Here is a 22,910-nt window from a genome sequence, read left to right as displayed (position 1 = left end):
GAACGTGCTGCTGGCCGAAGCCAATGTGCCTTACGACGAAGTGTTCGAACTGGAAGACATCAACTCCGAGTTCGCCACCGCCGACGTCGCCTTCATCATCGGCGCCAATGACGTGGTCAATCCGGCGGCCAAGACCGACAAGTCATCGCCGATCTATGGCATGCCGGTGTTCGATGTCGACAAGGCCAAGCAGGTGTTCTTCATCAAACGCTCGATGGGCGGGGTCGGCTATGCCGGGGTCGATAACGACGTGTTCTACATGGACCAGACCCTGATGCTGCTGGCCGATGCGAAGAAGATGGTCGAGGATATCAACAAGGGGCTGGCGCACTAGCCGCTGTGCCCCGCCCCAAGACCGCCTGTCCTGAGCTTGTCGAAGGACCGTATTTTCTTTGCAACGCCGGAAAGGAAGACAGTGCTTCGACAAGCTCAGCACGGACGGGTTTGGATAGTTGTCGGGGCATTTTCGGTTCTGGCCGCCTGCTCGCCCTCGAAACTGGCCTATGGCCAGGTCAAGAGCGCGATGCTCGATGCCGGCCTGAGCGAGCCCAATGCGGCCTGCATGGCGAGCCGGATGACCGACCGGCTCAGCCTGGGACAGCTCAACAAGCTGAAGCAGCTGCGCGGCGAGAAGCAGAGCCTGTCGGACTATGTCGCGGCGGTGCGCCGGGTTGGTGATGCCGAGGCCCTGTCGGTCACCGCCAGTAGCGCGGCCTTGTGCGCGAGTGGGCTGGCGAAGGAGAAGAAGTAAGGGGGTTCACGCAGAGGCGCAGAGAAGAAGGTCGAGGCGCGGAGAAGAAGAGACTGCGGCGAAGCCGCTTCCCTCCCGAACGGTTCAGACTTCCGCTATGGCAGAATGATTGGAGCGGCTTCGCCGCAAGTTCCGGCCCCTCTGCGCCTCTCTTTCTTCTCTGCGCCTCTGCGTGAACCCCCTTAACCTTCTGCCCGGTTGACTTACAGGCCTGTCAGTTCAAGATCGCGGCCATGAGGATGTCCGCACTGCTGATCGCTGCGGCCACGGCGCTTGCCCTGGCTGCTCCCGCCCATGCCAAGACTATTGCCGTCGCCGCTGGAGAAGGCGCGCAGGGGCGGTTGCAGGAGGCGCTGATCATCGCCGCGCCGGGCGATGTGGTCGAACTGGGTGCGGGGCGGTTCGTGCTGACTGACGGTCTCAGCCTCGACGTCAAGGGCGTCACCGTGCGCGGGGCCGGGATGGATGCGACCGTGCTCGATTTTTCCGCCCAGAAGGGCGCGGGGGAGGGGCTGCTGGTCACTTCGGACGAGGTAACCCTGCGTGATTTCGCAGTAGAGAATACCAAGGGCGACGGGATCAAGAGCAAGGGCGCGGACAACATCGTCTATTACCGCTTGCGCGTTACCTGGACCGGTGGGCCCAAGGAAACCAACGGGGCCTACGGGATTTATCCAGTCTCCAGCACCGGGGTGCTGGTCGACGGCTGCAAGGTTTCGGGCGCTTCGGATGCCGGGATCTATGTCGGCCAGTCCAAGGCTATCACCGTGCGCTACAACTACGTCGAGCAATCGGTGGCGGGGATCGAGATCGAGAACAGCCGCGGTGCGCTGGTGACGGGTAATCTGGTGACGCGAAATACGGGCGGAATTCTGGTGTTCGATCTGCCCAACCTGCCCGTGATGGGCGGCGGGAATGTGCTGATCGAAGACAATGTTGTTTCAGGAAATGACACGCCCAATTTTGCACCCAAGGGTAACATTGTCGCCGGCGTGCCGCGGGGCACCGGGATCATGATTATGGCCAACGAGAATGTTGAGATTATTGGCAATTCAGTTGATGGAAATCCAACAGCTGCGGTTATGATTGTGGCATATCCACTCGCTTACAAGGACGCTCGCTACAATCCGCTGCCGCGAAAAGTCAGGCTGGTGGCAAATCGACTTCGCCGAAATGGATATGACCCGCAACTTCCCGGCGCGCCTGCCTTGCTGGCAGCATTTGGTGGAAGTCTACCGAATGTGATGTGGGACGGACTGGGCGACATGCCTCAGGCTCTGACCGGTGGATTGACTGGATGGACGCTAAACCTTCCAAAGCAAGGGGCATCCCCAGAACAAGCGCGGCCTGCACCTTTCAAGCTGCCCGACCTTGCGCCGATTCCATATGCGCCGCGACCTGGAGCGCCTCAATCGGTTCTCGACCGTATCGCAAGATGAGGATGCTCGCTGCCGCGTTGCTGATTGCCGGAGCTTCAATTCCAGCTGCGGAGACTCCGCGTGTAGCAGCCGTCAACAATGCGGCGATTGTGCAGGGTGGTAATCCGGCCAAGCTCTCGGCATTCGGATTCTTTGCCGATGCGAAGGCGCAACGACCCGCTTCCGGCGTCACCCCCTACCGCCTCAACACCCCGTTGTGGTCCGATGGATCGGAAAAGCTGCGGTTTGTCTACGTGCCTGCCGGCAAACGGGCGCTCACCAATGGTGACGGCCTGCTCAATCTCCCGGTCGGATCGGCGCTGATCAAGACCTTTAAGCTCGAAGGCCGCCTGATCGAGACCCGGGTGCTGCTGCACCGCGCCGACGGCTGGGTCGCGCTGCCCTACCAATGGAACGCCGATCAGAGCGATGCCCGGCTGGTGCTGGCCGGCGCGCGGCTCGATGCCCGAACCCCGGCGGGGGAGGCGATCTCCTATGCCATCCCCAACAAGAACCAGTGCAAGGAATGCCACGCGCTGGGTGGCGAGGTAACCCCGATCGGGCCCAAGGCGCGCAATCTGTCGGCGGCGTGGCTGGCGGACTTCGCCAAGGCTGACAAGCTCGACAAGGTTCCCAAGGTTACCCGCCGGGTGCCGCTGTGGGAGGACAGGGACAAGGTACCCGTTGCCGATGCCGCGCGCGGCTATCTCGATGCCAATTGCGCCCATTGTCACAATCCCCAGGGCGCAGCCTCCAACTCCGGTCTGTTCCTCGCCTGGGAAGTGACCGACCGGACCATGCTCGGGATCGGCAAGCGCCCGGTTGCGGCGGGGCGCGGGTCGGGCGGGCTGGAGTTCGGGATCGTCCCCGGAAAGCCCGAACAGTCGATCCTCTATCACCGCATGGCCAGCCTGGAAGGCGGGGTCTCGATGCCCGAAGTCGGTCGGGCGAGCCTGGACCGCGACGGATTGGCCGTGGTCCACCGCTGGATCGAGGGCTTGCGCTAGACCTGCGCGGCTCCCTCGCCTAAGGCGCTTGCCAAACAGGGGTTTCCAACCCGGGGAGTATGAATTTGCGCAAGATCGGCCTGATCGGCGGCATGAGCTGGCTGTCGACCCGAACCTATTACGAACACATCCAGAAGCAGGTGCAGGCTCGCGCCGGCCAGCGCGCCAGCGCGCCGATGTTGATCGACAGCCTCGACTTTTCCGAAATGGCCCGCCTTTCGAGCAAGGAAGAATGGGACCGCGCGGCCAAGGTGCTGGCGACCTCGGCGAAGCAACTGGAGAAGTCCGGCGCGACCGCGATCCTGATCGGCGCCAATTCGATGCACAAGGTCTATGACCAGGTCGCTGCGGCGGTGAAGGTCCCGGTGATCCACATCGCCGAATGCGTCGCCGGCAAGATGGCCGCCAAGAAGGTGAAGAAAGCCGCCTTGATCGGCACCCGCAACGTGATGGTGGAAAGCTTCTACCGGCAAAAGCTGATCGCGCGCGATATCGAGCTGTTGCCGCCGGAAATGGCCTTCGTCGATACGCTCGACCGGATTATCTATGACGAACTGCTGGTCGGCAAGGTCAGCCGCCAGGCCGAGCGCGAGCTAAAGACGATCCTAACCAACCTGCAGCAGGACGGGGCCGAAGCGGTGGTCCTGGGCTGCACGGAGCTGGAAATGATCGTCGACGTCGATGCCAACGTCCTGCCGATCTATGATTGCACGCAGATCCACGCCCAGGCGGCGGTGGATTGGATCCTGGGCGGGGAGTGAGAGCGGCGTTCGCCTGCGATCCGGCGCACAGTCGGGGGCGGGAATTCCCGATCGAGCAATCGCTGGCGCGCGGGCCGCGCACGGCGTTCCAGCGCGACCGCGACCGGGTGGTCCATTCGATCGCGTTCCGGCGGCTGCGGCACAAGACCCAGGTTTTCATTGCTCCCGACGGCGATCATTACCGGGTGCGGCTTACTCACAGCCTTGAAGTCGCCCAGATCGGCCGGGTGATCGCCCGCGCGCTGGGGCTGGACGAGGACCTGACCGAGGCACTGTGCCTGTCGCATGATATCGGCCATCCGCCGTTCGGCCATGCCGGGGAAGATGCGCTGGACAATGCCCTGGCACGGTTCGGCGGGTTCGATCACAACGCCCATTGCCTGCGGGTGCTGATGCGGCTGGAGAGCCCCTATTGCGAACATGAGGGGCTGAACCTGTCGTGGGAGCTGCTCGAAGGGCTGGCCAAGCACAATGGCCCGGTCGGCATGGTCAACTGGGCGCTGGCCGAACTGGATGCGACCTATCCGCTCGAGCTGGCGCAGTGGGGCTCGCTCGAGGCGCAGATCGCGGCGCTGGCCGATGACATCGCTTATGACAATCACGATATCGACGATGGCCTGCGCGCCGGGTTCCTCGATCTGGAAGAACTGCTGACGCTCGATTTCGTGGCCGATCAGTGGCGCGCGATCGAGAAGAAGTTTCCCGCTGCACCGCAGGATCGGCGGCTGCGCGAACTGGTCCGCAGTCAGATCGGGCTGATGGTCAACGACCTGATCGGCGAGACTGCGGTTCGGGCCAGGGACCTGGCCAGCGCGGCCGAGGTTCGCGCTGCGGGCCGGGCGACTGCCGCCTTCAGCACGGCCATGGCCGAGGCCGAGCGGGGGCTCAAAAGCTTCATGTACGAAAAGCTCTATCACCACCCGCAGCAGCTGCAGACCGCCGAGCGGGCGCGTTCGGTGATTGCCGAGCTATATGCCGGCTATGCCCAGGATCCGGCGCGGATGGACGCGGGCTGGTATGCCACGCTGCCTGATAGCGAGCCGGGCCGCAGCCGCCATATCGCCGATTTCATCGCCGGAATGACCGACCGTTACGCAATCGCCGCCCACGCCGCGATCTATGGCCGCACGCCGGAGGGGCTGCGCAATGTCTAAGCCGACCCGCATCGCCCTGGTCGGTGCGACCGGACTGATCGGAATGAGCCTGATCCGCCTGGCGGTGAACCGGCCCGATATCCGGATCATCGGCATCTCGCGCCGCGAGGTGCCACTGCCGCCGGGCGCGCGGATGGAAGTGCTGCTGGCCGATCCGTCCGGCTGGGGGGATGCGATTGCCGCCGCCAATGCCGATGTGCTGGTCTGCGCGCTCGGCACGACCTGGAAAAAGGCTGGCAAGGACGAGGCGGCGTTCCGCAGCGTCGATCAGGACCTCGTGCTGGAATGCGGCCGCGCCGCCAAGGCTGCCGGGGTGCGGCAGATGATTGCAGTCTCCTCGATCGGAGCGGACCCGCTGGCGCGCAATTTCTATTTGCGGGTCAAGGGCGAGACCGAACAGGCGCTCGGCAAGCTTGGGATCCCGCGGCTCGATGTGATCCGTCCCGGCCTCCTCCGTGGCCCGCGCGGGGAACTGCGCCCGGCCGAGAAGCTGGCGATGATCGTCAGCCCGCTGACCGATCTGCTGATGCAGGGCCAATACAGCAAGTACCGCTCGATCCGGAGCGAGACCGTGGCCGAGGCGATCGTCGGCCTTACCCGCGAGAAGATGGCGGGGCGCTTCGTGTTTGAACATGAAGCGATTTTGCGCGCCGCGCGCAAGGGGCAGAGCGTGCTCTAGCTTAGCATTTCGCGCGACTATTCCCAATTCCACTCCCGTCATCCTGAACTTGTTTCAGGGTCCATCGCGCGCTTTGCCAGATGCGAGCATGATTGAGCGAACCGCGCACCTTCCGGGTTCCGGCGAGACCGGGAGAGCGCGGCGCAATGGATCCTGAAACAAGTTCAGGATGACGGGTGTTGGGTTGGGGACGGAGATGCCTTCCGGCATTGACACCATTAGCCTGCTGCGTAATGCCCATCAGCGTCGCTGATCGCGCGGGAGAGTTCTGGTGATTCGTCACCAGACGCCGAAGGAGCAACCGCCCCGGAATCTCTCAGGCCAATGGACCGCGTGGATCAATAGTGACGCTCTGGAAAGTGTCTGCCGCCTGGCAGGCCGCCGAAGGGGTAACCCTGAACTTGCTTCAGGGGAAAGCTCTCAGGTTTCCGTGACAGAGGGGGCACAGAAAACGCGTTCATTGCGGAGCTGTGCCTGTGTCCGAAGTCGATACCGATTCCGAATTTTTCGAACCCGAGACCGGGACCTTGCCGCTCGATGACTGGCACAGTGCGCGAGGCGGGCGGATGGTCGAGTTCGCGGGCTACTGGATGCCGGTCCAGTACGAGGGAATTCTCGCTGAGCACCTTTGGACGCGCGAAAGCGCCGGGCTGTTCGATGTCAGCCACATGGGCCAGCTGTTCATCTCGGGTGAGGGCGTCGAAGCTGCACTTGAAGCCGTGCTGCCGATCGATCTGGCGACGCTGAAGCCTTTTGGCCCGCGCTATTCGATGCTGCTTGACGAAGATGGCGGCATTCTTGACGACCTGATGGTTACGCGCTGGAATTCAGGGTTCTACCTGGTGGTCAACGGTGCGACCAAGTGGGACGACATTGCCCATTTGCGCGAGCACTTGCCCGATGAAGTGACGATCACCCACCTCGACGACAGCGCCCTGCTGGCGCTGCAAGGCCCCAAGGCCGCCGCCGCGCTGGAGCGGATCACGACCGGCGAATGGCCACTCTCGGCGCTGACCTTCATGAAGGGCGGGCAGTTCAAGATCGATGGTGTCGAGGCCTGGATCAGTCGCTCGGGCTATACCGGCGAAGACGGGTTCGAAATCGCGATCCCGGCCGCCGATGCCGCGCGGATTGCCAACCTGATCTGCGAGCAGCCGGAGGTCAAGCCGATCGGGCTTGGCGCGCGGGATTCGCTGCGGCTGGAGGCCGGTCTGCCGCTTTACGGGCACGACCTTTCGCCCGAACATTCACCGGTCGATGCCGACCTGCTTTTCGCGGTCAACAAGCGCCGCCGCAGCGAAGGCGGGTTTGTCGGTGCTGAACGGGTGCTCAAAGGTCTGGCCGACGGCACCGCGCAGGTTCGGGTCGGGCTCGCGCTCGAAGGGCGCCAAGCCGCGCGCGAAGGGGCCGAGGTTTATGCTGCCAATCAGAAAGTTGGCGTGCTGACTTCGGGCGGATTCTCGCCCACACTCGGCCATCCCATCGCCATGGCTTATGTCGACCGCGCCCAGGCAGCAGTCGGCACTGCGCTTGAAATCGACGTTCGCGGCAAGCGGCTTCCCGCCCGGGTGGTCGCCATGCCGTTCGTTCCTCACCGCTATCACCGCTAAGGAGTTCCCGATGCCGCGTTACTTTACCCAGGATCACGAATGGATCGACGTTGATGGCGATACCGGCACGGTCGGAATCACCGACTATGCCCAGGGCCAGCTCGGTGACATCACCTTCGTTGAACTGCCCGAGGCCGGGGCCGCCGTGAAGAAGGGCGATGCCCCCTGCGTGGTCGACAGCGTCAAGGCCGCCAGCGACGTTTACGCGCCGGTCAGCGGCACGGTAATCGAAGCCAACGGCGCGCTCGATAGCGAGCCAGAGCTGGTCAACACCGATGCCGAAGGTTCCGGCTGGCTGTTCCGCCTGACGCTGAGCGATCCGGGCGAGCTGGACGGGCTGATGGACCGGGCTGCTTACGACGGGTTCGTGGCGGGACTGTGAGGAGTCTACTGTTCATCGGCCTTGCGGCGATACTTACCAGTTGCTCGCCTCCCAAATCCGAAGCCGTGAATATCGATGCTGCTCTGAGAAACATCTATTTCTGGGATGGCAAAGAAGTGACCGTGGTCGGCTGGCTCGGCCTTTGCAGCGGTTTGAATTGCGGTCTCTATCCTACCCAGAAAGATGCTTTGACGGTCGTCCAAATGGATTCGAATTCCGACGAATGGTCCAAAGCGGTGGAGCGAGGCTTGGGCGTCGGCTTTGTAGGCGGATTTGATGAAAAGGCCGCCCCACTGCAGTTCCATCGCGTAAAGATACGGGGGCGGCTGAACGACGACTGCCGCCTTTTTTGGCAGAACACTTGTTACGACAGAGTCGACGACATCATTCCTATCTCCATTGAACCAGCCTGAATTCCAGGAAGGGCCTTTAGAATGCGCTACCTCCCGCTAACCGCAGAAAACCGCGCTGAAATGCTTGAGCAGATCGGCGCTGCCACGGTCGATGACCTGTTCGTCGATGTGCCCGTCGAGGCCCGCCTGGCCGGGCCGATTGCAGGCCTGCCCAACCACGCCAGCGAGATGGCGGTGGAGCGGCACATGGCGGCGCTGGCGGGCAAGAACGTCAGCGCCGGGTCGGTGCCGTTCTTTCTTGGCGCGGGGGCCTATCGTCATCATGTTCCGGCCTCGGTTGATCACCTGATCCAGCGCGGTGAATTCCTTACCGCCTATACGCCCTACCAGCCGGAAATCGCGCAGGGCACCTTGCAGGTGCTGTTCGAGTTCCAGACCCAGGTTGCGCGGCTGCTGGGGACCGAGATCGCCAATGCCTCGATGTACGATGGCTCGACCGCGGCGTGGGAAGCGGTGGCCATGGCCGGGCGGGTTACCAAGCGCAGCAAGGCCGTGCTCTGTTCAGGCCTGCACCCGCATTACGTTTCGACAATTCGGACCATGGCAAAGTTCACCGGCGACACGATCGAATGGGCCGCGCCCCGGCTTGAGGCCGAGCCCGATACCGCCGGGGTGATCGCCGCGATCGATGCCGAGACCGCCTGCGTGGTGGTGCAATATCCTGACATCCTGGGCCGGGTGACCGATCTCGCAGCGATTGCCGAGGCGGCGCATGCCCAGGGCGCACTGCTGGTCGCGGTGGTTACCGAGCCTGTGGCGCTGGGCCTGATCGAAGCACCGGGCAACCTCGGTGCCGATATCGTGGTGGGCGAAGGGCAGTCGCTCGGCGTCGGGCTGCAGTTCGGCGGGCCCTACCTTGGCCTGTTCGGGTGCCGCGAGAAGTTCGTCCGGCAGATGCCCGGGCGGCTCTGCGGCGAAACGGTCGATGCCGAGGGCCGGCGCGGTTTCGTGCTGACGCTCAGCACCCGCGAGCAGCACATCCGGCGTGAGAAGGCGACCAGCAATATCTGTACCAATGCAGGGCTTTGCGCGCTGGCCTTCAGCATTCACATGACCTTGCTGGGCGGCGAGGGGCTGGGCCAGCTGGCCCGCGTCAGCCATGCCCGCGCGCAGCAGGCGGCAACGCGGTTGGCCAAGGCGCCCGGCGTCAGCGTGCTCAACAGCGCCTATGTCAATGAATTCACCGTGGTGCTCCCCAGCGATGCCCGCGATGCGGTGCGCCGCATGGCCGACCGCCAGGTGCTCGGCGGGGTGTCTCTCGGGCGGCTTTACCCGGATGCGCCAGAGCTGGCCAACGGCCTGCTGGTCTGCACCAGCGAACTGACCACCGACGCGGATATCGAAGCGCTGGGCTCGGCGCTGGAAGGAGTGCTGGCATGAACGCCCCCAACGCCAGCGGCTGGCGCCCGGAAATGGGCAGCGCGGACGCCGCCGACCAAGTCACCGCCAGCGGCGACCGCGCGCTGATGCTGGAAGAACCGCTGATTTTCGAACTGGCCGCGCCGGGCACCACCGGGGTCGATTTCGATCCACCGGCGGCATCGCCGCTGACTTCGCTGGGCAAGTTCCTGCGCAAGGATCCGCTCGCGCTGCCCGGCCTCAGCGAACCCGAAACGGTGCGCCATTACACCCGGCTCAGCCGCCAGAACTATGCGATCGATCTCGGGCCGTTCCCGCTCGGATCATGCACCATGAAGCACAATCCGCGGCTGAACGAGAAGGTCGCGCGGCTCCCCGGTTTTGCCGATCTGCACCCGCTCAGCCCACAGCAGGCCGTGCCGGGGGCGCTGGAAGTGATCAACCAGCTGGCGTTCTGGCTGATCGAGCTGACCGGCATGCACGGCGTGGCGATGAGCCCCAAAGCGGGAGCCCACGGCGAACTGTGCGGGGTGCTGTGCATCAAGGCCGCGCTGCAGGCCCGCGGTGACGACCGCAAGGTCATGCTGGTGCCCGAAAGCGCCCACGGCACCAACCCCGCGACGGCGGCCTTCGCCGGGTTCGCGATCGAGAACATCCCGGCCAATGCCGAAGGCCGGGTCGATCTCGCGGCGCTGCTGGCGCGGCTGGGGCCGGACGTGGCCGGAGTGATGATCACCAATCCCAACACCTGCGGGCTGTTCGAGCGCGACATGAAGGCGATCTCCGACGCGGTCCATGCCGCGGGCGGCTATGTCTATTGCGACGGGGCCAATTTCAACGCGATCGTCGGCAAGGTCCGCCCCGGCGACCTCGGCATCGATGCGATGCACATCAACCTGCATAAGACCTTTTCCACCCCGCACGGCGGCGGCGGGCCGGGTTCCGGCCCGGTGGTCCTGTCCAAGGCGCTCAGCCCGTTCGGGCCGCTGCCCTATACCGTGCGCGAAGCCGATGGCTCGGTCCGGCTGGTCGAGGAAGAGGATGGGGCGAGCGAACATCCGCAAGGCTTTGGCCGGATGGCGGCGTTCCATGGCCAGATGGGCATGTTCACCCGGGCCTTGGCCTACATCCTAAGCCACGGGGCCGACGGGCTGCGGCAAGTGGCCGAGGATGCGGTGCTCAACGCCAACTACGTGCTGCGCAGCCTGGATGGCGAGCTTGATGCGCCGTTCGGCGCCAGCGGCCCGTGCATGCACGAGGCGCTGTTCAGCGATGCCGGGCTGGCCGATGGTTTCTCCACGCTCGACATCGCCAAGGGCCTGATCGACGAGGGCTTCCACCCCATGACGGTCTATTTCCCGCTGGTGGTCCACGGCGCGATGCTGGTCGAACCGACCGAGACCGAGAGCAAGGCCGGGCTCGACCGGTTCATCGCTTCGCTGCGCAGCCTGGCGCAGCGGGCGAAGCAGGGCGATCCCGCGCTGAAAAGCGCGCCGCACTTTGCCCCGCGCCGGCGGCTTGACGAAACCCAGGCGGCGCGTAAGCCCGTGCTGGTGTGGAAGGGCGATCAGCCCGCCTAGGGGGAACCGAAATGGACCAGTCATCCCTGCAGACCTGGCTGCCGCTGCTGGTGATCGGCATAGTTTTCGCCCTGCGGTTCCGCAGCCTCAAGCGGCCCGTTCCGTTCAGGCCGCTGCGGATGCTGATCGCGCCGGTGCTGGTCATGGCTGTCTTTGCGCTGTTGGTGCTTTCCATGCCGCCCAGCGGCACCGGCTGGCTGCTGATCCTGGTCGGGATCGCGATCGGGGCGATCGTTGGTTGGAAGCGCGGCGATCTGATGCACCTGGAACGCGATGCCACCAGTGGCGAAGTGATGGTCCGGCAATCGCCGGCGGCGCTGCTGTTCATCCTGGTGATCATCTTCGCCCGCCGCTCCCTCGCGGCTGGCCTCGGGATTGATGCCAATGCCGACGCCGCCGGGCACATGTCGAGCGCCGCGGTGTTGCTGACCGATGGCATGCTCGGTTTTGCGCTGGGTATGGTCGTGGCCTTGCGCTGGACCCTGTGGCAACGCGCCAAGGCGGTTCCGCACGGCTGAAACCGGCCCAGCTTAAGGCGATTTCAAGACATTGCTGCGATTGAGCGGGGCTGGCGGGCAGACCTTTCGGCCCGCGGGGGACCGCCATGGAAAAGCTTGCCCGATTGCCGAATTTCCTGAAGCGCTTCGGCCCGGTCCATGGGCTGCGGCTAGGGCTTGGGGTGACCGGCGCGGGCGGCGATGTAACCATGGCCGCCCGTCCGGTCGTGGTTCCGGATTTCGATGGTCCGGTCTGGCTGCGCCCGACCCGCTCGGACTATTCGATCTTCTGGCAGTGTCTGGTCCAGCGTCAGTACGATATCGCCAAGTTCGCCCAGATGGCCGAGCTGCTGCGCCGGGCCGAGGCGATCCAGGCCGCAGACGGTGTGCCGGTGATCATCGATGGCGGCGGCAACATCGGGCTGGCGCTGCGCAGCTTTGCCCGCGATTTTCCCTTTGCCCAAATCGTTTCGGTAGAGCCCGATGCCGACAATGACCGGGTGCTGCGGGCCAATGCTGCGGAACTGGCAACAGGCAGGGCTACCGTGGTGCAGGGCGCGGTCGGGTCGCGCTCCGGCCATTGCCGGGTGATTGCGCACGAACGCGGCAGTGCCGGGCTGCAGACCGAATATTGCGATGCCGACGCGCCGGGCGCGGTTCCGGCCCATACTATCGACGATCTGGTCGCGATGGTCCCTGGCGGCCAGCCGTGGATCGTGAAGCTCGACATCGAGGGTGCTCAGGCCGAAGTCTTCTCGGGCAATATCGATTGGGTGACCAAAACCGACCTGATCGTGCTGGAACCTGACGACTGGGCGTTCCCGTGGAGCGGATCGACGGTGAACTTCTTCCGCGCGCTCGCCCCGCACCGCTTTGACTACTTGCTCGACGGCGAATTGGTGCTGTGCTTTCGGCACCTTGAAGGATAAGCCGGGCGCCTGAAGGAGGCGCGGTGCGGTGTGGGATTCGCTGTTTTCATTCACCAACGGCCTGGCGATGGTGGCCTGGGTACTGTTGCTGGTCTTCCCGCGCAAGCCGTTGACTCACAGCGCGATCCTCTATCTTGGGGTCGGACTGCTGTGCCTGATCTATACCGTGTGCTTTGCCTTGTTCGTGACTGGCCAGGTCGAGCCGGGCGGCATGGCGGCGGCTGGCAGGCTGGATCTGACTTCGATCGAAGGAGTGCGGCAGTTCTTCCTCAGCGACGGCGGGCTGGTGATCGGCTGGACCCACTACCTTGCTTTTGACCTGTTCACCGGACTGTGGATCGCCCGTGACGCCGACGCAAAGCAGTTTCCCCGGCTCGTCCAGGCGCCATTCCTGCTGATGACCTTCCTAGTCGGCCCGGTTGGTCTGCTGGCCTGGCTGGTCTTGCGCAAACCCGCGGCGCGGCGGCTTGGGCGGGGCTGATCAACCGCCGCTTTTTGCCGGTTCGGCGGGGTCCTCGGTTAAATCGATGCGCTCAATTCGCGGGGTCAATTCCCGGGTTCGCAAGTGCGTTCCGGTAGCTCCGTCGGTGACTCGCGCTGTCAGGGTATAACGCTCGATCATGTAGAAACCAGGCGTGCTGTCGCCATCGGTCTTGAGCGGAGCATAGACCCGGCGCGAAATGTTCCGCAGCACCGGTTTTGCCCAAGCGCTGTCGCCCTTGGCGCGCAAGACCTCAATGTCCGAAACCTTGCCGTTCTGACCAATCCAAAAGCCCACATCTACCCACTGGCCATAGCGATTTGTGGAAGTGCCAAGGCTGGCGTTGCGGGTGTTGTCAAAGCCGTCTGGCCAGCCAGCGCTGCGGGGATCATCGCGCGCAAGCGGTTCGCTATAGAGCAGCAAGGGTCGGCTAGCCCCCCCTTTGGCAGCGAACTCTTTGACCAATTCGTCGGTGCTGGCGGTGGAGCCATGCTTGCGGTCGGACTTCGCTCGCAGGACCTTTGCAGCCAGCACGAATTCCTCACCGCCCGGCAAAGGATTGTCTGTCACCAGCGTGAGCCGTTTGTCGAGTTCCTTGCGGTTGGCACTCGTCGGTTCCAGATCATAGCGATTGCGCGCGACCGTAGCGAGCCGTACGCGGGCAAAGCTGGCAACGCGGAACTGCTTCGCCGCCAGCGCCCGCTTTTCAACATCGCGGTACATCTTTTCGGCTTCTTCTGAGAAACCCAACTTGGCGCGGCTGTCCCCCACTTCGATGTCCGCTACCAGAGTGCGGAAATCATCCTTGCCGAAGCTGTCTCGCAAGGTGTTGCGCATGTCGAGCGTGGAGAGCTGATAATCACGCGCTTCACCCATATGTTCGGCCACCCGGCTATTCGCTCGGAACAGGTCAGAGACTTGCAAAGGGTACGCCTCGCCGTGCTTGCGGTTGCGCCCCATCGAGGCGTGGAGCGTGCGCTGCGCGGTCTTGTAATCCCCATTTACAAACAGGTTCTCCGCATGGGCGAGCGTGGCTTTGATGTCTTCATCCGGAGGACAATCGCGCTTCAGACAAGCGGCTAGGTCCGCCGCAGTTTCGGCTACCGGCTTGCCTTTGACAACAATGTCCTGCGCTAGCGAGGGGGATGCAAGGGCGAGCGCCGCTGCGGCAAAGAGCAGGCGAGGGGCGAATGACATCAGGCAGGCTCCCAAAGCGAAATACTTCGGAAGCCTGCCTAAATCATTTGTCGCAAGAGACAAATATCGGATCGACGAACCGCCAAATGGCGCTGGTCGAACGGGGTAGCTACTTGACGGCGCGGTCGCCCGCCTCACCAACCGATTCAATATCGCGGCCAAGACCCTTTACGGTGTTGCAGGCCGTCGCGGTCAGTACCAGGCTGGTCATCGCGCATGCGAGCAGGAGTTTGCGAACCAAAGGACTCTCCTTGAATTGCTCAATGATCAATTTGTACCATCACAACTCTTAGCACAACTGCAGGGCTCCCTTGCCATCGCTCATTCAGCGCTATTCACCGCAGCAGGGGGCAAGCGGCGGTGATGGAGATGCTCCCGCCAGGCGATTACCGCTCCGGCGGCGATGATCGCGGGGGCTCCCAACCAGGTCGCGGTTGGCGGCAGCTCGTCCCAGATTGCCCAGCCGTAAAGGGTTGCCCAGATCAACGCGGAATAATCCATCACGATTACACTGGCGACCTGCCCGTAGCGCAGTGACGCGGTGAGCAGCAGCTGCCCGATCAGCCCGAGCACACCGCCGCCGATCAGCAGGAACCACTGCCAGGCACTGTGCGCGCTGGCATAGAACGGCAGGCCCAGCGTCAGAATCGGCGCGGAGATCGCCGCAAACCAGAACACGATCGAAAGCGATTCCTCGGTCCGCCCCAGATCGCGAACCTGGATCGAAATCAGCGCGACCATGAACCCCGCGCCCAGCCCCACGAAGGCCCCGAAGGCGGGAATGACAGTGTGGCCTGGCTGGGCGATGATCACCACGCCGGCAAAGCCCAGGGCAACTGCCAGCCAGCGAACCGGGCCGACCCGTTCTTTGAGCAACAACGCAGAGAGGATCACCGCGAAGATCGGCGTGGTAAAGCCCAGCGTTGTTGCAACCGCCAGCGGCAGCAGCACTGGTGCGCCGAAAGTAAAGAACATGCCGGTCATGCCCAGCAGCGCGCGCCGGGCATGGCTGGGCAGTCGCTGGGATTTGAGCCTACCGATCTGGCCGCGCAGTCCAAGCCAAGCCAGGATCAAAAGCGCCGAAGGCACTTGCCGCCAGAAGAGAATCTCCGGGAACGCTACACCGCTTGCGGCGGTATATTTGACCACCATTACCAGCGTCGAGAGCACCATGACTGCAAGCAGTCGAAGGCCGAGCGCGTATAGGGGCTTCTGGACAGGATGCACCCGCCCGATCTAACGGCGGGGAATGGACTGGCAAGCAACGATATCGGACTGGCTTGACGAGGCCTGGGTGCGTTCGTCGCTGCTGTCGTTCAGTCTGGTTTGCCTGGCCATAGTCGCCTGGCGGGGCGATCGCCGCCGGATGACCCGCAGCGATGCCGATGCGGTTGGCTGGATGCCATGGCGCGACATCGCCTTCTGGTCAGCCTTTTTGGCCTTCCTGACGGCGGTGTTCGGACCTTATTTCGTTTAGAGGCAGGCTTCGAGGTAGGCCTGGTCGAACCCGAACTGGCGGGCCTTTTCAAGCGTATAGGGGCGCAGCCCGCTCGAGCGGAATTCGCCGATGATCTTGCCGTCGTCGCTTTCGTCAAGGTATTCGAACTTGAACAGCGACTGGGTGACGATCACGTCGCCTTCCATCCCGATCACCTCGGTGATCTCGGTGGTGCGGCGCGAACCGTCGCGCAGGCGCTTGACCTGGACGATCAGATCGACCGATTCGGCGATCTGGCGCGAAATGGCTTCCTTGGGGATCTTGATGTCGCCCATCAGGATCATGTTTTCCATACGGCCCAGGCATTCACGCGGGCTGTTGGCGTGGAGCGTACACATCGAGCCATCGTGACCGGTGTTCATCGCGGCGAGCAGGTCGAAACACTCCGCGCCACGGATTTCGCCCAGGATGATCCGGTCAGGACGCATACGCAGCGCGTTCTTCACAAGATCGCCGATGGTGATCGCGCCCTGGCCTTCCAGGTTCGGCGGGCGGGTTTCAAGCGGCAGCCAGTGCGGCTGCTGCAGGCGAAGTTCGGCTGCGTCTTCGATCGTCAGCACGCGCTCGCCCGGGTCGATCATCTTCGACAGGGCGTTGAGCATGGTCGTTTTACCCGAGCCGGTACCGCCCGAAATGACGATGTTCATCCGGCAGGCGCCGGCAATCTTCAGACAGGTCGCCATCTTCTCGCTCATCGAACCGAAGTCCTTGAGCATGTCGATGGTGATCGGTTTTTCGGAGAACTTACGAATAGAGATCGCGGTGCCGCGCAGGCTGAGCGGAGGGACGATCACGTTGACGCGGCTGCCGTCCTTGAGGCGGGCGTCGGCCAGCGGCGTGGTCTGGTCAACACGGCGGCCGACCTGGTTGACGATCCGCTGGGCGATCTGGAACAGGTGGTTCTCGTCGCGGAAGCGGATGTGGGCCAGCGTCAGCTTGCCCTTCTTTTCGATGTAAGTCTGGTCCGGACCGTTGACCATGATATCGGACACGTCCGGATCGTTGAGCAATTCTTCCAGCGGGCCAAAGCCCAGCAGTTCGTCGATCAGGACCTTTTCCAGCGCGAACTGCTCACGCCGGTTGAGCGTGACCTTCAATTCGGCCAGCACTTCTAGGATGATCGGGCGGAACTCTTCGCTGAGCTCGTCCTTGGTTAGCGTCGCCGCCGCTTCGGGATCGACGCGTTCGAGCAGACGGGGAAGCACCTGTTCCTTGATCTTGTGAACCGATGCTTCAAAGCCTTCAGCCTGATGCTGGTTCTCGACCACGCCGTTGACCCGGTCCTGCAGACGGGTCATCGCGTCGGCCTTGGTCGCCTGACCGCCGCCTTCAAGCGGGGGCAGCGCGGCGGCTTCTTCGCCCGGCAGCGGCGGGAACTGGTCCCCTCCGGAAGATTCGTTACCGCCGAAGCCGCCCTTCATCGGGCGGGCAACGCCGAATTGCGGGCGCGCGCCAGGGGCCATGCCTCCTGCACCATTGCGTCGGCCAAATGCGCTCATCGTGGCTCTATCCCCCGGAATTCTGCGGTCTGAATGCCATCGGTATGGATACCTACGGCCTTACGGGAATGGTGAATAAGGCGGAAACTTTGAATATTTCCTAATGAACCGGCGATTTTCCCTTGGTTGTCAGGTCCTGGTCGCCACCAACAGGTAGCCATCCCCTAGTCGGGTCCCAAGGAACGGGCGCTGGATCTGGCAGGCGGTCCCCATTATCGCTCGGCCAAGCAGCGAGCGCTGCCACGGGAAATACTTGATCGCGGTGGTCCGGTCGGTTCCGCTGGCGGCGGTGGCTTCTTCCTGGCTCATCCCGCCCCCGGCATAGTCCTGTCCGCGCACCGACACGTTGCCGAGCCAATGGGTCAGGTTGGACAACGGAAAGCCATAACATTCGAGCTTTTCAACCATCAGTCCCGCCGCTTCGGCCAGACGGATCATTTCTTCCTTGCCATAGCGGCGGTAATGCCCGGCCCAGGCGTCGCGCTGACTCCACATCGCCATATGTGCCGGCATCGAAAGGATCACCTTGCCGCCCGGTTTCAGCCAGCGGACCCAATTCTTCAGAGCGCCATGATCATCCTCGATATGCTCAAGCACTTCGAAGGCCATCAGCAGGTCGAAGGTCTTTTCCCAGCCGGGCTCGGCCTTTGCCAGGACCCGCGCTTTGGGGAAACCGGCGAGCATTTGTCCTGCGACATCAACCGCATCGGGCGACGTTTCCAGCCCAATGCATTCATGCCCGCGCTGGGCGAGTTCGCGCAGCAGCGCGCCCGAGCCGCAGCCGACCTCGATCACCCGTCCGGCCGGCATGCGTTCGACCAACGGCAGAACGCGGTCGCGGCGCAGGACAAAGCGCGGGGCAGGGACCCAGCGGCCTTCGAGCACCGCGCCGAATTGGCGGTCGATGGTCAGGGCAGGGTTGGCCGGGGTGGCAGTGGACATCAAAGGGACTCCGTGGCTGCAAGAAACTGGGCGCCGATTGCAGATGCACCGACACGGGGCATGGCGGCAATGGCGGATTGATGAAGCGCGGCAGCGCCGCCGGGGGCGGAAAGGTCGCGCGCAAGCGAGAGGATTGCGTCGGCCAGCGCCGCGGCATCGCCCGGCGGCACCAGTCTCAGGGCAGGTCCCGGCGAAACCAGCTCGCGGATGGCCGGGCTATCCATGGTGATCAGCGGACGACCGACCGAAAGGATCTGGAACACCTTGTTGGGGATCACGCGAGTGCCCTTACCATCGCGGGCGAAGACGCCGAGGCAGAACGAGGAGCGGTCGATCAGGGCCGGCAGATCGGCGAAATCGACCCAGTTGGTCCGCTTGACCGAGCGCAGGCCTTGGCGGGCGATCAGTGCATCGATCCGAGGCTGTTCCTGGCCTTGTCCGACAATCGTGAAGGTAAGCGGCGGCGCAGTTTCATCCTGTTCGATCTGGGCGATCGCGGCAATGATCGTATCGAGCCCGTGGAGCGGGATAAACTGGCCGTAGAACAGCACATCGAGCGGCGTGGTGGCGGGTGGTTGCGCTGCGCGGACGAACAGCTCGGTCTCGGCACCAACCTGAAAGGCGCCCACTTTGGCAGCCGGCAGGTGGAACAGATCGGCGATGTAATCGGCATGGGCGCGGGAATCGAGCAGGATCCGGTCGGCGGCGCGGGTCGAGAGCCATTCGGCGGCACGGATCAGCCGCGCGAGCATTCCGCCGCGCCCCACCATAGCGCGGTCGATCACCGCCGTATCGTAAAGCGAAAGGAACATGTCCCAGCAGATCTTCGCCCCGCGCAGCCGGGCCAGCGGCCACAGCACCAGCACGTCGAGATTGCCTGGGTAGGGCACCACTACAACTTCGTGGCGGGGCGCGCGCAGATAGGCCGCGATCAGCGCCGGATAGGTCAGCAGCCAGCGCAGCAGCAGCGCCAGCCGGGCGGCCAGGCCCTTTACCTGGCTCTTGTCCTCGATTCCGGCCCAGGGATTGCAGTGGATCACGGGGAGCGCGGGATCATTCAGCCGCAGCGCCTCGACCAGCATCCGCACGCGCGGCTTGCCGGTGTCGAAGGTGCCCCAAACGAGAAATCGGTGCCCGGTCATGCCGCAGCGCTCCGCTGCCGGGCGGTGGCCAGGGCCAGCAGGCCGCTGGCGGCGAGGCAGATCAGCCGATCAAGCCCGACTGCCAGGAAGGCCGCGCCCGGTGCGACCTTGACCGTGCCAGCGGCGGCAGCGGCCAGCGTCTCGCTGATCCCGAGGCCGGCAGGCGCGATCGAGGCGGCCGATCCGGCGATGTTGGCCAGCGCAAAGGGCAGCGTGTCGGCGAGCGGCATTGTCACGCCGAGGGTCAGGAAAGCGAAGTGCAGGCGGACCGCGATCAGCGCCATGCCCGAGAGGCGGTGAGCAAGGGTCTGCATGGCCAGCGCCAGACCCGAAGTGCGGGTCAGCCAGCCGAAGCAGACTGCCGAGCCGATCGTTCCGCCGAAGGCCAGCAGTCCGGCGGCACCTTGTCCATGGCCGAGCAGGACCAGACCGCAACCCAGCGCGGCGAGCGAGATCCACAGCAGCGCATTGGCGAGCACCAGCGCCGAGCTGCGCGCGAGGCCGGTCCCTTTGGCCATCAGTGCACCGGCACGGACCATTGCTCCACCGGGCAGCGGCAGCGCTTCGGCCAGGGTTGCCCAGGCCGACAGGGCAGTCGCCTGGCCCAGCGGCATCGGCACCTGCGCACTGCGCGCCAGCAGGTGCATGCCGATCCCGGCGTACAGCAGCGAGAGCGGGGCGATTGCCATCTGGATCAGCAACGGGCCGCCTTGCAGTGTACGCGGCGATAGTCCGAGCTGGCGCACGGAAAGCCAGGTCCCGGCAAAGAACAACGCTAGCGCCGCTATCAGCAGCGGGCCGCGCCGGACCTGAGCCCAATTGCGCAAGGCTTGCACCCGGCGAACCAGGCCTGAAAGGGCAAGATTGCGCGCGGGCATTTGTCAGAAGTCCTTGAACGGTGCGTCGACCGGTGCGGGTGCCATGGGGCGGGGCAGATTGCTTTCCCACCGGAGCTCGGTTTCGCCGGGGCCCAGCGGCACGAAGCGGTGTTGGCCGCGGCCAAGGTTCACGGTGCTGCCGGGCTCGATCCGGCGGCCATCGATTTCGGCTGCGGCGCCTTGTAGCCGGTAAGGTCCTGCCGATGGCAGTACAAAGTCCTGTGCGGCAGATCCCGGGCCGAAGCGGCGGCCGGCGATCCAGATCGGGCCCCAGTGCTGGAGGTAGGCCGTGCGCAGCAGCGCCGCGTCGGCTGGCAGCAGTTCCCACGCCGGGCCGGCATCGGACTGGTTGCGCATCAGCACATTGTTGTTGGTCAGCAAAAGCGGCACGTCACGGCGCACGATTGCCTGTGCATAGCTCTCGGTCTCCCCCTTGCGGTAGCGGGTCTGGCCCCAGGTGCTCATGAACACATTGGCCTTGGGAAAGGCGGATACCATTCCGGCAAAGTCGAAATAGCCCACGGGCCGGGGAAACAGGCGATGGACCTCGCGCAGTACGGCACGCTGATCGTCCTGCACTCCGCGCGGGGTAATTGCCGAGAGAATAACGCAGCCGATCAGGCAGCCGAACGCCACGGTTCGGGCCGAATAGCGGCGCGCCAGCCAGGCGATCCCGGGCACCATACCAACCGCGACCGGGGCGAGGATGAAGGCGTAGTAATAGGGAAAGGCGTTCCGGTAGAACGCCACACTCAGCAATGGCAGGATCAGCCCGGCCAAGGCCAGCCGGCGGCTTGACACCAAGCCACCGCGTCGCAAAGCCGGCAGTGCGGCTGCCAGCGCGACGGCGAAGATCGGCGCGGTGCCGATCGTCAGGACGATATAGGGCCAGCGCGGAAATAGCCCTTCGGCCAGCAGCATGTCGCGTGATGTCTTTACCGTATCCGCCGCGCCGCCGGTAAGTGTGGGTGGCACATAGGCCTGTGACGCGGCGATCAGGGCAGCGAGCAAGGCTGCCGCAAGGGCGGCCATGGCAGCCAGTTGCAGGGTGAGATTGCCGGGGCGGTCGCTTTGCCGAATCCGGTGCCAGGCCAGCATTGCGAAGGCCGGGGCATAGAGCGCAGCCTTGATCGTGGCAAACATGGCGAGCGCGAGCAGCACCGCCATTCCGGCAAGAGCTCTGGCATTGAGCCGGCTGGCGGCAAGCAGCCACAGCGCGGCCATCAGGAGGGCGGTGACCAACGGATCGGCGCGGAACGACATGCCGTGCTGAAACACGTTTCCAGCCGACAGGTAGAGCAACGGAGCAAGCAGTGCGATGCGGGCCTGGGCGAACAGCCGGGCCAGGCCATAGATCGCGCAGAGCGTGAAGGCCTCGCAGCAAAACATGACCAGCCGGGCGACGCGGATCTGGCCGATCTCATCAAGCGGCAGCGCTGCGATCCAGCCCAGCGCGCGGATGTGCAGCACCTGCAACACTTCGGTCATCCGGCCTTGATCCTGGGTATGGACCAGGCTGAGGTGCCAGAATTCGTCCCAGTTGATCGGTCGATTGAAAACCAGCTCCAGCTGCAGCAGCAGGATTGCGGTGAATACCGCCAGCACGGCGGTGCGCTCCCGCCGCACATCGGCAGGCGGGGCAAGCGGCAAGCGGATCCGGGTGGCCCGGACCGCGTTCATGCCCGGCGCTTCCGATCCGTTTCGGCAGGTTCCCGGGGTTCGAGCTCCGCCAGTCGGTCTTCCAGCTTGCGCACGTGGCTGAGTGTCGCCTCGAGCAGCTTGCGGTTCGCGCCGATCAGCTCGGCCAGCAGGCCCATCAGCCCGGTCAGCACGCCTAGCACCAGCAGCGATCCGCCCAGCACCAGCGACTGGACATGGCCATTGCCGTCACCGATGGCCCAGAACCACAGGAACCGCACGATCGGGGCCAGCCCGATCAGGCTGACCAGACCGCCGATCAGCGCAAAGGTGCGCAGCGGGTTGTAGGTGGCATAGGCCCGGGTCATGGTCAGCAGCTGGCGGACAATGAACTGCGGGATCGACTTGAACAGGCGGCTCGGACGCTCTGTCGCATTGGTCCGCACCGGCACGCTGACGATCTTGAAGCGCTTTCGCCCGGCCTGGATCAGCATGTCGGTGGTATAGGAAAATTCGGTGGTGATCGTGATCCGCTGGGCGGCGGCGCGGCTGATCGCGCGGAACCCGCTGACCGCGTCGGTCACCTCGGTGCCGGACAGGCGGCGGACGACGGCGCTGCCAAGCCGCTGGAGCCGACGCTTGAATGGCCCGAAATGGGCGTTTTCGCTCACGCCGCGGTCGCCGATCACCAGATCGGCTTCATGTGCGACAATCGGCGCGACCAGCTTGGCGATGTCCTCGCCGGCATACTGTCCATCGGCGTCGGTATTGACCACGATGTCGGCCCCGGCGGCCAGAGCAGCGTCGATCCCGCTCTGGAACGCGGCGGCAAGGCCGCGGTTACGGCGGTGCCGGACCACGTGATGCACGCCAAACCGGCGCGCGACCTCGGCGGTGCCATCGTGGCTGCCGTCGTCGATCACAAGCACTTCGATGCAATCGATCCCGGGCAGGCGGCGCGGCAGCGCAATCAGCGTGCCGGGCAGGCTTTCCGCCTCGTTGAAGCACGGGATCTGGATGATCAACTTGGTCACTATTGCCCCATTCGAACCGCCGGTTGGTTAGGGGTTGTTAAGCATGACTGTTTAACAGCGG

General features: G+C 64.3%; 25 protein-coding genes and 2 riboswitches. Of the genes, 16 read left to right on the top strand and 9 right to left on the bottom strand.

Annotated elements, in window-relative coordinates; all coding sequences use genetic code 11:
* From B2V17_RS08575 to B2V17_RS08505, 15 genes are all read left to right on the top strand, one after another.
* Positions 1-334: NAD(P)(+) transhydrogenase (Re/Si-specific) subunit beta (locus tag B2V17_RS08575; RefSeq protein ID WP_292996925.1), on the top strand; the 334-nt coding region annotated here is incomplete at its 5' end.
* An 81-nt stretch (positions 335-415) separates the two neighbouring features.
* Entirely contained in the window at positions 416-751 is a 336-nt protein-coding gene (locus B2V17_RS08570; protein WP_292996924.1) for a hypothetical protein, read from the top strand.
* Positions 752-984: 233 nt separating this feature from the next.
* A complete protein-coding gene (locus tag B2V17_RS08565) occupies positions 985-2,190 on the top strand; it encodes a parallel beta-helix domain-containing protein (protein ID WP_324475593.1) in 1,206 nt (401 codons plus the stop codon).
* Entirely contained in the window at positions 2,187-3,176 is a 990-nt protein-coding gene (locus B2V17_RS08560) for an SO2930 family diheme c-type cytochrome (protein WP_292996923.1), read from the top strand. The genes B2V17_RS08565 and B2V17_RS08560 overlap by 4 nt, the downstream gene beginning before the upstream one ends.
* A gap of 65 nt (positions 3,177-3,241) precedes the next feature.
* The gene (locus B2V17_RS08555; protein WP_292996997.1) at positions 3,242-3,937 is read left to right on the top strand and encodes an aspartate/glutamate racemase family protein; all 696 of its coding nucleotides are present in this window, start codon (positions 3,242-3,244) and stop codon (positions 3,935-3,937) included.
* The gene (locus B2V17_RS08550; protein WP_292996922.1) at positions 3,934-5,091 is read left to right on the top strand and encodes a deoxyguanosinetriphosphate triphosphohydrolase; all 1,158 of its coding nucleotides are present in this window, start codon (positions 3,934-3,936) and stop codon (positions 5,089-5,091) included. The genes B2V17_RS08555 and B2V17_RS08550 overlap by 4 nt, the downstream gene beginning before the upstream one ends.
* The gene (locus B2V17_RS08545) at positions 5,084-5,770 is read left to right on the top strand and encodes an NAD(P)H-binding protein (protein WP_292996921.1); all 687 of its coding nucleotides are present in this window, start codon (positions 5,084-5,086) and stop codon (positions 5,768-5,770) included. The genes B2V17_RS08550 and B2V17_RS08545 overlap by 8 nt, the downstream gene beginning before the upstream one ends.
* A 248-nt stretch (positions 5,771-6,018) precedes the next feature.
* Positions 6,019-6,112, top strand: a riboswitch (glycine riboswitch).
* Positions 6,113-6,217, top strand: a riboswitch (glycine riboswitch).
* A 29-nt stretch (positions 6,218-6,246) separates the two neighbouring features.
* Positions 6,247-7,380 (top strand): glycine cleavage system aminomethyltransferase GcvT, encoded by a 1,134-nt coding sequence (gcvT, locus tag B2V17_RS08540; RefSeq protein WP_292996920.1) that lies wholly within the window; start codon positions 6,247-6,249, stop codon positions 7,378-7,380.
* Between the two features lie 10 nt (positions 7,381-7,390).
* Entirely contained in the window at positions 7,391-7,762 is a 372-nt protein-coding gene (gene gcvH / locus B2V17_RS08535) for a glycine cleavage system protein GcvH (protein ID WP_292996919.1), read from the top strand.
* A gap of 65 nt (positions 7,763-7,827) precedes the next feature.
* Complete coding sequence (locus tag B2V17_RS08530) at positions 7,828-8,175, top strand: hypothetical protein (RefSeq protein ID WP_292996918.1); 348 nt, start codon at positions 7,828-7,830, stop codon at positions 8,173-8,175.
* A 21-nt stretch (positions 8,176-8,196) separates the two neighbouring features.
* Positions 8,197-9,555, top strand: coding sequence for an aminomethyl-transferring glycine dehydrogenase subunit GcvPA (gcvPA, locus tag B2V17_RS08525; protein WP_292996917.1), 1,359 nt, complete (start codon positions 8,197-8,199; stop codon positions 9,553-9,555).
* Positions 9,552-11,114, top strand: a complete 1,563-nt coding sequence (gene gcvPB / locus B2V17_RS08520) for an aminomethyl-transferring glycine dehydrogenase subunit GcvPB (protein ID WP_292996916.1) — start codon at positions 9,552-9,554, stop codon at positions 11,112-11,114. The genes gcvPA and gcvPB overlap by 4 nt, the downstream gene beginning before the upstream one ends.
* Before the next feature lie 11 nt (positions 11,115-11,125).
* Complete coding sequence (locus tag B2V17_RS08515) at positions 11,126-11,632, top strand: CcdC protein domain-containing protein (protein ID WP_292996915.1); 507 nt, start codon at positions 11,126-11,128, stop codon at positions 11,630-11,632.
* A gap of 86 nt (positions 11,633-11,718) precedes the next feature.
* Positions 11,719-12,540 (top strand): FkbM family methyltransferase, encoded by an 822-nt coding sequence (locus tag B2V17_RS08510; RefSeq protein ID WP_292996914.1) that lies wholly within the window; start codon positions 11,719-11,721, stop codon positions 12,538-12,540.
* Positions 12,541-12,568: 28 nt separating this feature from the next.
* Positions 12,569-13,021, top strand: a complete 453-nt coding sequence (locus B2V17_RS08505) for an ABA4-like family protein (RefSeq protein WP_292996913.1) — start codon at positions 12,569-12,571, stop codon at positions 13,019-13,021.
* Here the strand turns inward: B2V17_RS08505 and B2V17_RS08500 are convergent, their stop codons facing one another.
* The 3 genes from B2V17_RS08500 to B2V17_RS08490 form a co-directional block, all read right to left on the bottom strand.
* Positions 13,022-14,356 (bottom strand): hypothetical protein, encoded by a 1,335-nt coding sequence (locus B2V17_RS08500; protein ID WP_292996912.1) that lies wholly within the window; start codon positions 14,354-14,356, stop codon positions 13,022-13,024.
* A complete protein-coding gene (locus tag B2V17_RS08495; protein WP_292996911.1) occupies positions 14,328-14,459 on the bottom strand; it encodes an entericidin A/B family lipoprotein in 132 nt (43 codons plus the stop codon). Before B2V17_RS08495 ends, B2V17_RS08500 begins: the two co-directional genes overlap by 29 nt.
* A gap of 80 nt (positions 14,460-14,539) precedes the next feature.
* Positions 14,540-15,445, bottom strand: coding sequence for a DMT family transporter (locus B2V17_RS08490; RefSeq protein ID WP_292996910.1), 906 nt, complete (start codon positions 15,443-15,445; stop codon positions 14,540-14,542).
* A gap of 22 nt (positions 15,446-15,467) precedes the next feature.
* On the opposite strand from B2V17_RS08490, the gene B2V17_RS08485 reads away from it, so the two are divergent.
* Positions 15,468-15,695, top strand: coding sequence for a hypothetical protein (locus tag B2V17_RS08485; protein WP_292996909.1), 228 nt, complete (start codon positions 15,468-15,470; stop codon positions 15,693-15,695).
* Here the strand turns inward: B2V17_RS08485 and B2V17_RS08480 are convergent.
* The 6 genes from B2V17_RS08480 to B2V17_RS08455 form a co-directional block, all read right to left on the bottom strand.
* Positions 15,692-17,215 carry a CpaF family protein gene (locus B2V17_RS08480; RefSeq protein WP_292996908.1) on the bottom strand — a complete coding sequence of 508 codons (1,524 nt, stop codon included), beginning with the start codon at positions 17,213-17,215 and terminating at the stop codon, positions 15,692-15,694. The genes B2V17_RS08485 and B2V17_RS08480 overlap by 4 nt on opposite strands.
* Before the next feature lie 129 nt (positions 17,216-17,344).
* On the bottom strand, positions 17,345-18,157 hold the full coding sequence (locus B2V17_RS08475; RefSeq protein ID WP_292996907.1) for a class I SAM-dependent methyltransferase: 813 nt from the start codon (positions 18,155-18,157) through the stop codon (positions 17,345-17,347).
* A complete protein-coding gene (locus B2V17_RS08470; RefSeq protein ID WP_292996906.1) occupies positions 18,157-19,299 on the bottom strand; it encodes a glycosyltransferase in 1,143 nt (380 codons plus the stop codon). Before B2V17_RS08470 ends, B2V17_RS08475 begins: the two co-directional genes overlap by 1 nt.
* Positions 19,296-20,177, bottom strand: a complete 882-nt coding sequence (locus B2V17_RS08465) for a hypothetical protein (RefSeq protein ID WP_292996905.1) — start codon at positions 20,175-20,177, stop codon at positions 19,296-19,298. Before B2V17_RS08465 ends, B2V17_RS08470 begins: the two co-directional genes overlap by 4 nt.
* 3 nt (positions 20,178-20,180) lie before the next feature.
* A complete protein-coding gene (locus B2V17_RS08460; protein WP_292996904.1) occupies positions 20,181-21,857 on the bottom strand; it encodes a hypothetical protein in 1,677 nt (558 codons plus the stop codon).
* A complete protein-coding gene (locus tag B2V17_RS08455; protein WP_292996903.1) occupies positions 21,854-22,849 on the bottom strand; it encodes a glycosyltransferase family 2 protein in 996 nt (331 codons plus the stop codon). The genes B2V17_RS08460 and B2V17_RS08455 overlap by 4 nt, the downstream gene beginning before the upstream one ends.
* Between the last annotated feature and the right edge of the window lie 61 nt (positions 22,850-22,910).

It is taken from the genome of Novosphingobium sp. UBA6272 (genome assembly GCF_002440635.1).
Lineage (GTDB): Bacteria > Pseudomonadota > Alphaproteobacteria > Sphingomonadales > Sphingomonadaceae > Novosphingobium.
Note: the sequence above shows the minus strand (reverse complement) of the source record. Positions and strands in the feature narration are given on the sequence as shown.

Excerpts from the sequence above, each read along its gene's own strand:
- B2V17_RS08565 (WP_324475593.1), top strand. The coding sequence starts at position 985 with ATGAGGATGTCCGCACTGCTGATCGCTGCGGCCACGGCGCTTGCCCTG.
- B2V17_RS08465 (WP_292996905.1), bottom strand. The coding sequence starts at position 20,177 with ATGCCCGCGCGCAATCTTGCCCTTTCAGGCCTGGTTCGCCGGGTGCAA.
- B2V17_RS08515 (WP_292996915.1), top strand. The coding sequence starts at position 11,126 with ATGGACCAGTCATCCCTGCAGACCTGGCTGCCGCTGCTGGTGATCGGC.
- B2V17_RS08485 (WP_292996909.1), top strand. The coding sequence starts at position 15,468 with ATGGACTGGCAAGCAACGATATCGGACTGGCTTGACGAGGCCTGGGTG.
- B2V17_RS08475 (WP_292996907.1), bottom strand. The coding sequence starts at position 18,157 with ATGTCCACTGCCACCCCGGCCAACCCTGCCCTGACCATCGACCGCCAA.
- gcvPA (WP_292996917.1), top strand. The coding sequence starts at position 8,197 with ATGCGCTACCTCCCGCTAACCGCAGAAAACCGCGCTGAAATGCTTGAG.
- B2V17_RS08470 (WP_292996906.1), bottom strand. The coding sequence starts at position 19,299 with ATGACCGGGCACCGATTTCTCGTTTGGGGCACCTTCGACACCGGCAAG.
- B2V17_RS08510 (WP_292996914.1), top strand. The coding sequence starts at position 11,719 with ATGGAAAAGCTTGCCCGATTGCCGAATTTCCTGAAGCGCTTCGGCCCG.
- gcvH (WP_292996919.1), top strand. The coding sequence starts at position 7,391 with ATGCCGCGTTACTTTACCCAGGATCACGAATGGATCGACGTTGATGGC.
- B2V17_RS08460 (WP_292996904.1), bottom strand. The coding sequence starts at position 21,857 with ATGAACGCGGTCCGGGCCACCCGGATCCGCTTGCCGCTTGCCCCGCCT.
- B2V17_RS08560 (WP_292996923.1), top strand. The coding sequence starts at position 2,187 with ATGAGGATGCTCGCTGCCGCGTTGCTGATTGCCGGAGCTTCAATTCCA.
- gcvPB (WP_292996916.1), top strand. The coding sequence starts at position 9,552 with ATGAACGCCCCCAACGCCAGCGGCTGGCGCCCGGAAATGGGCAGCGCG.
- B2V17_RS08480 (WP_292996908.1), bottom strand. The coding sequence starts at position 17,215 with ATGAGCGCATTTGGCCGACGCAATGGTGCAGGAGGCATGGCCCCTGGC.
- B2V17_RS08545 (WP_292996921.1), top strand. The coding sequence starts at position 5,084 with ATGTCTAAGCCGACCCGCATCGCCCTGGTCGGTGCGACCGGACTGATC.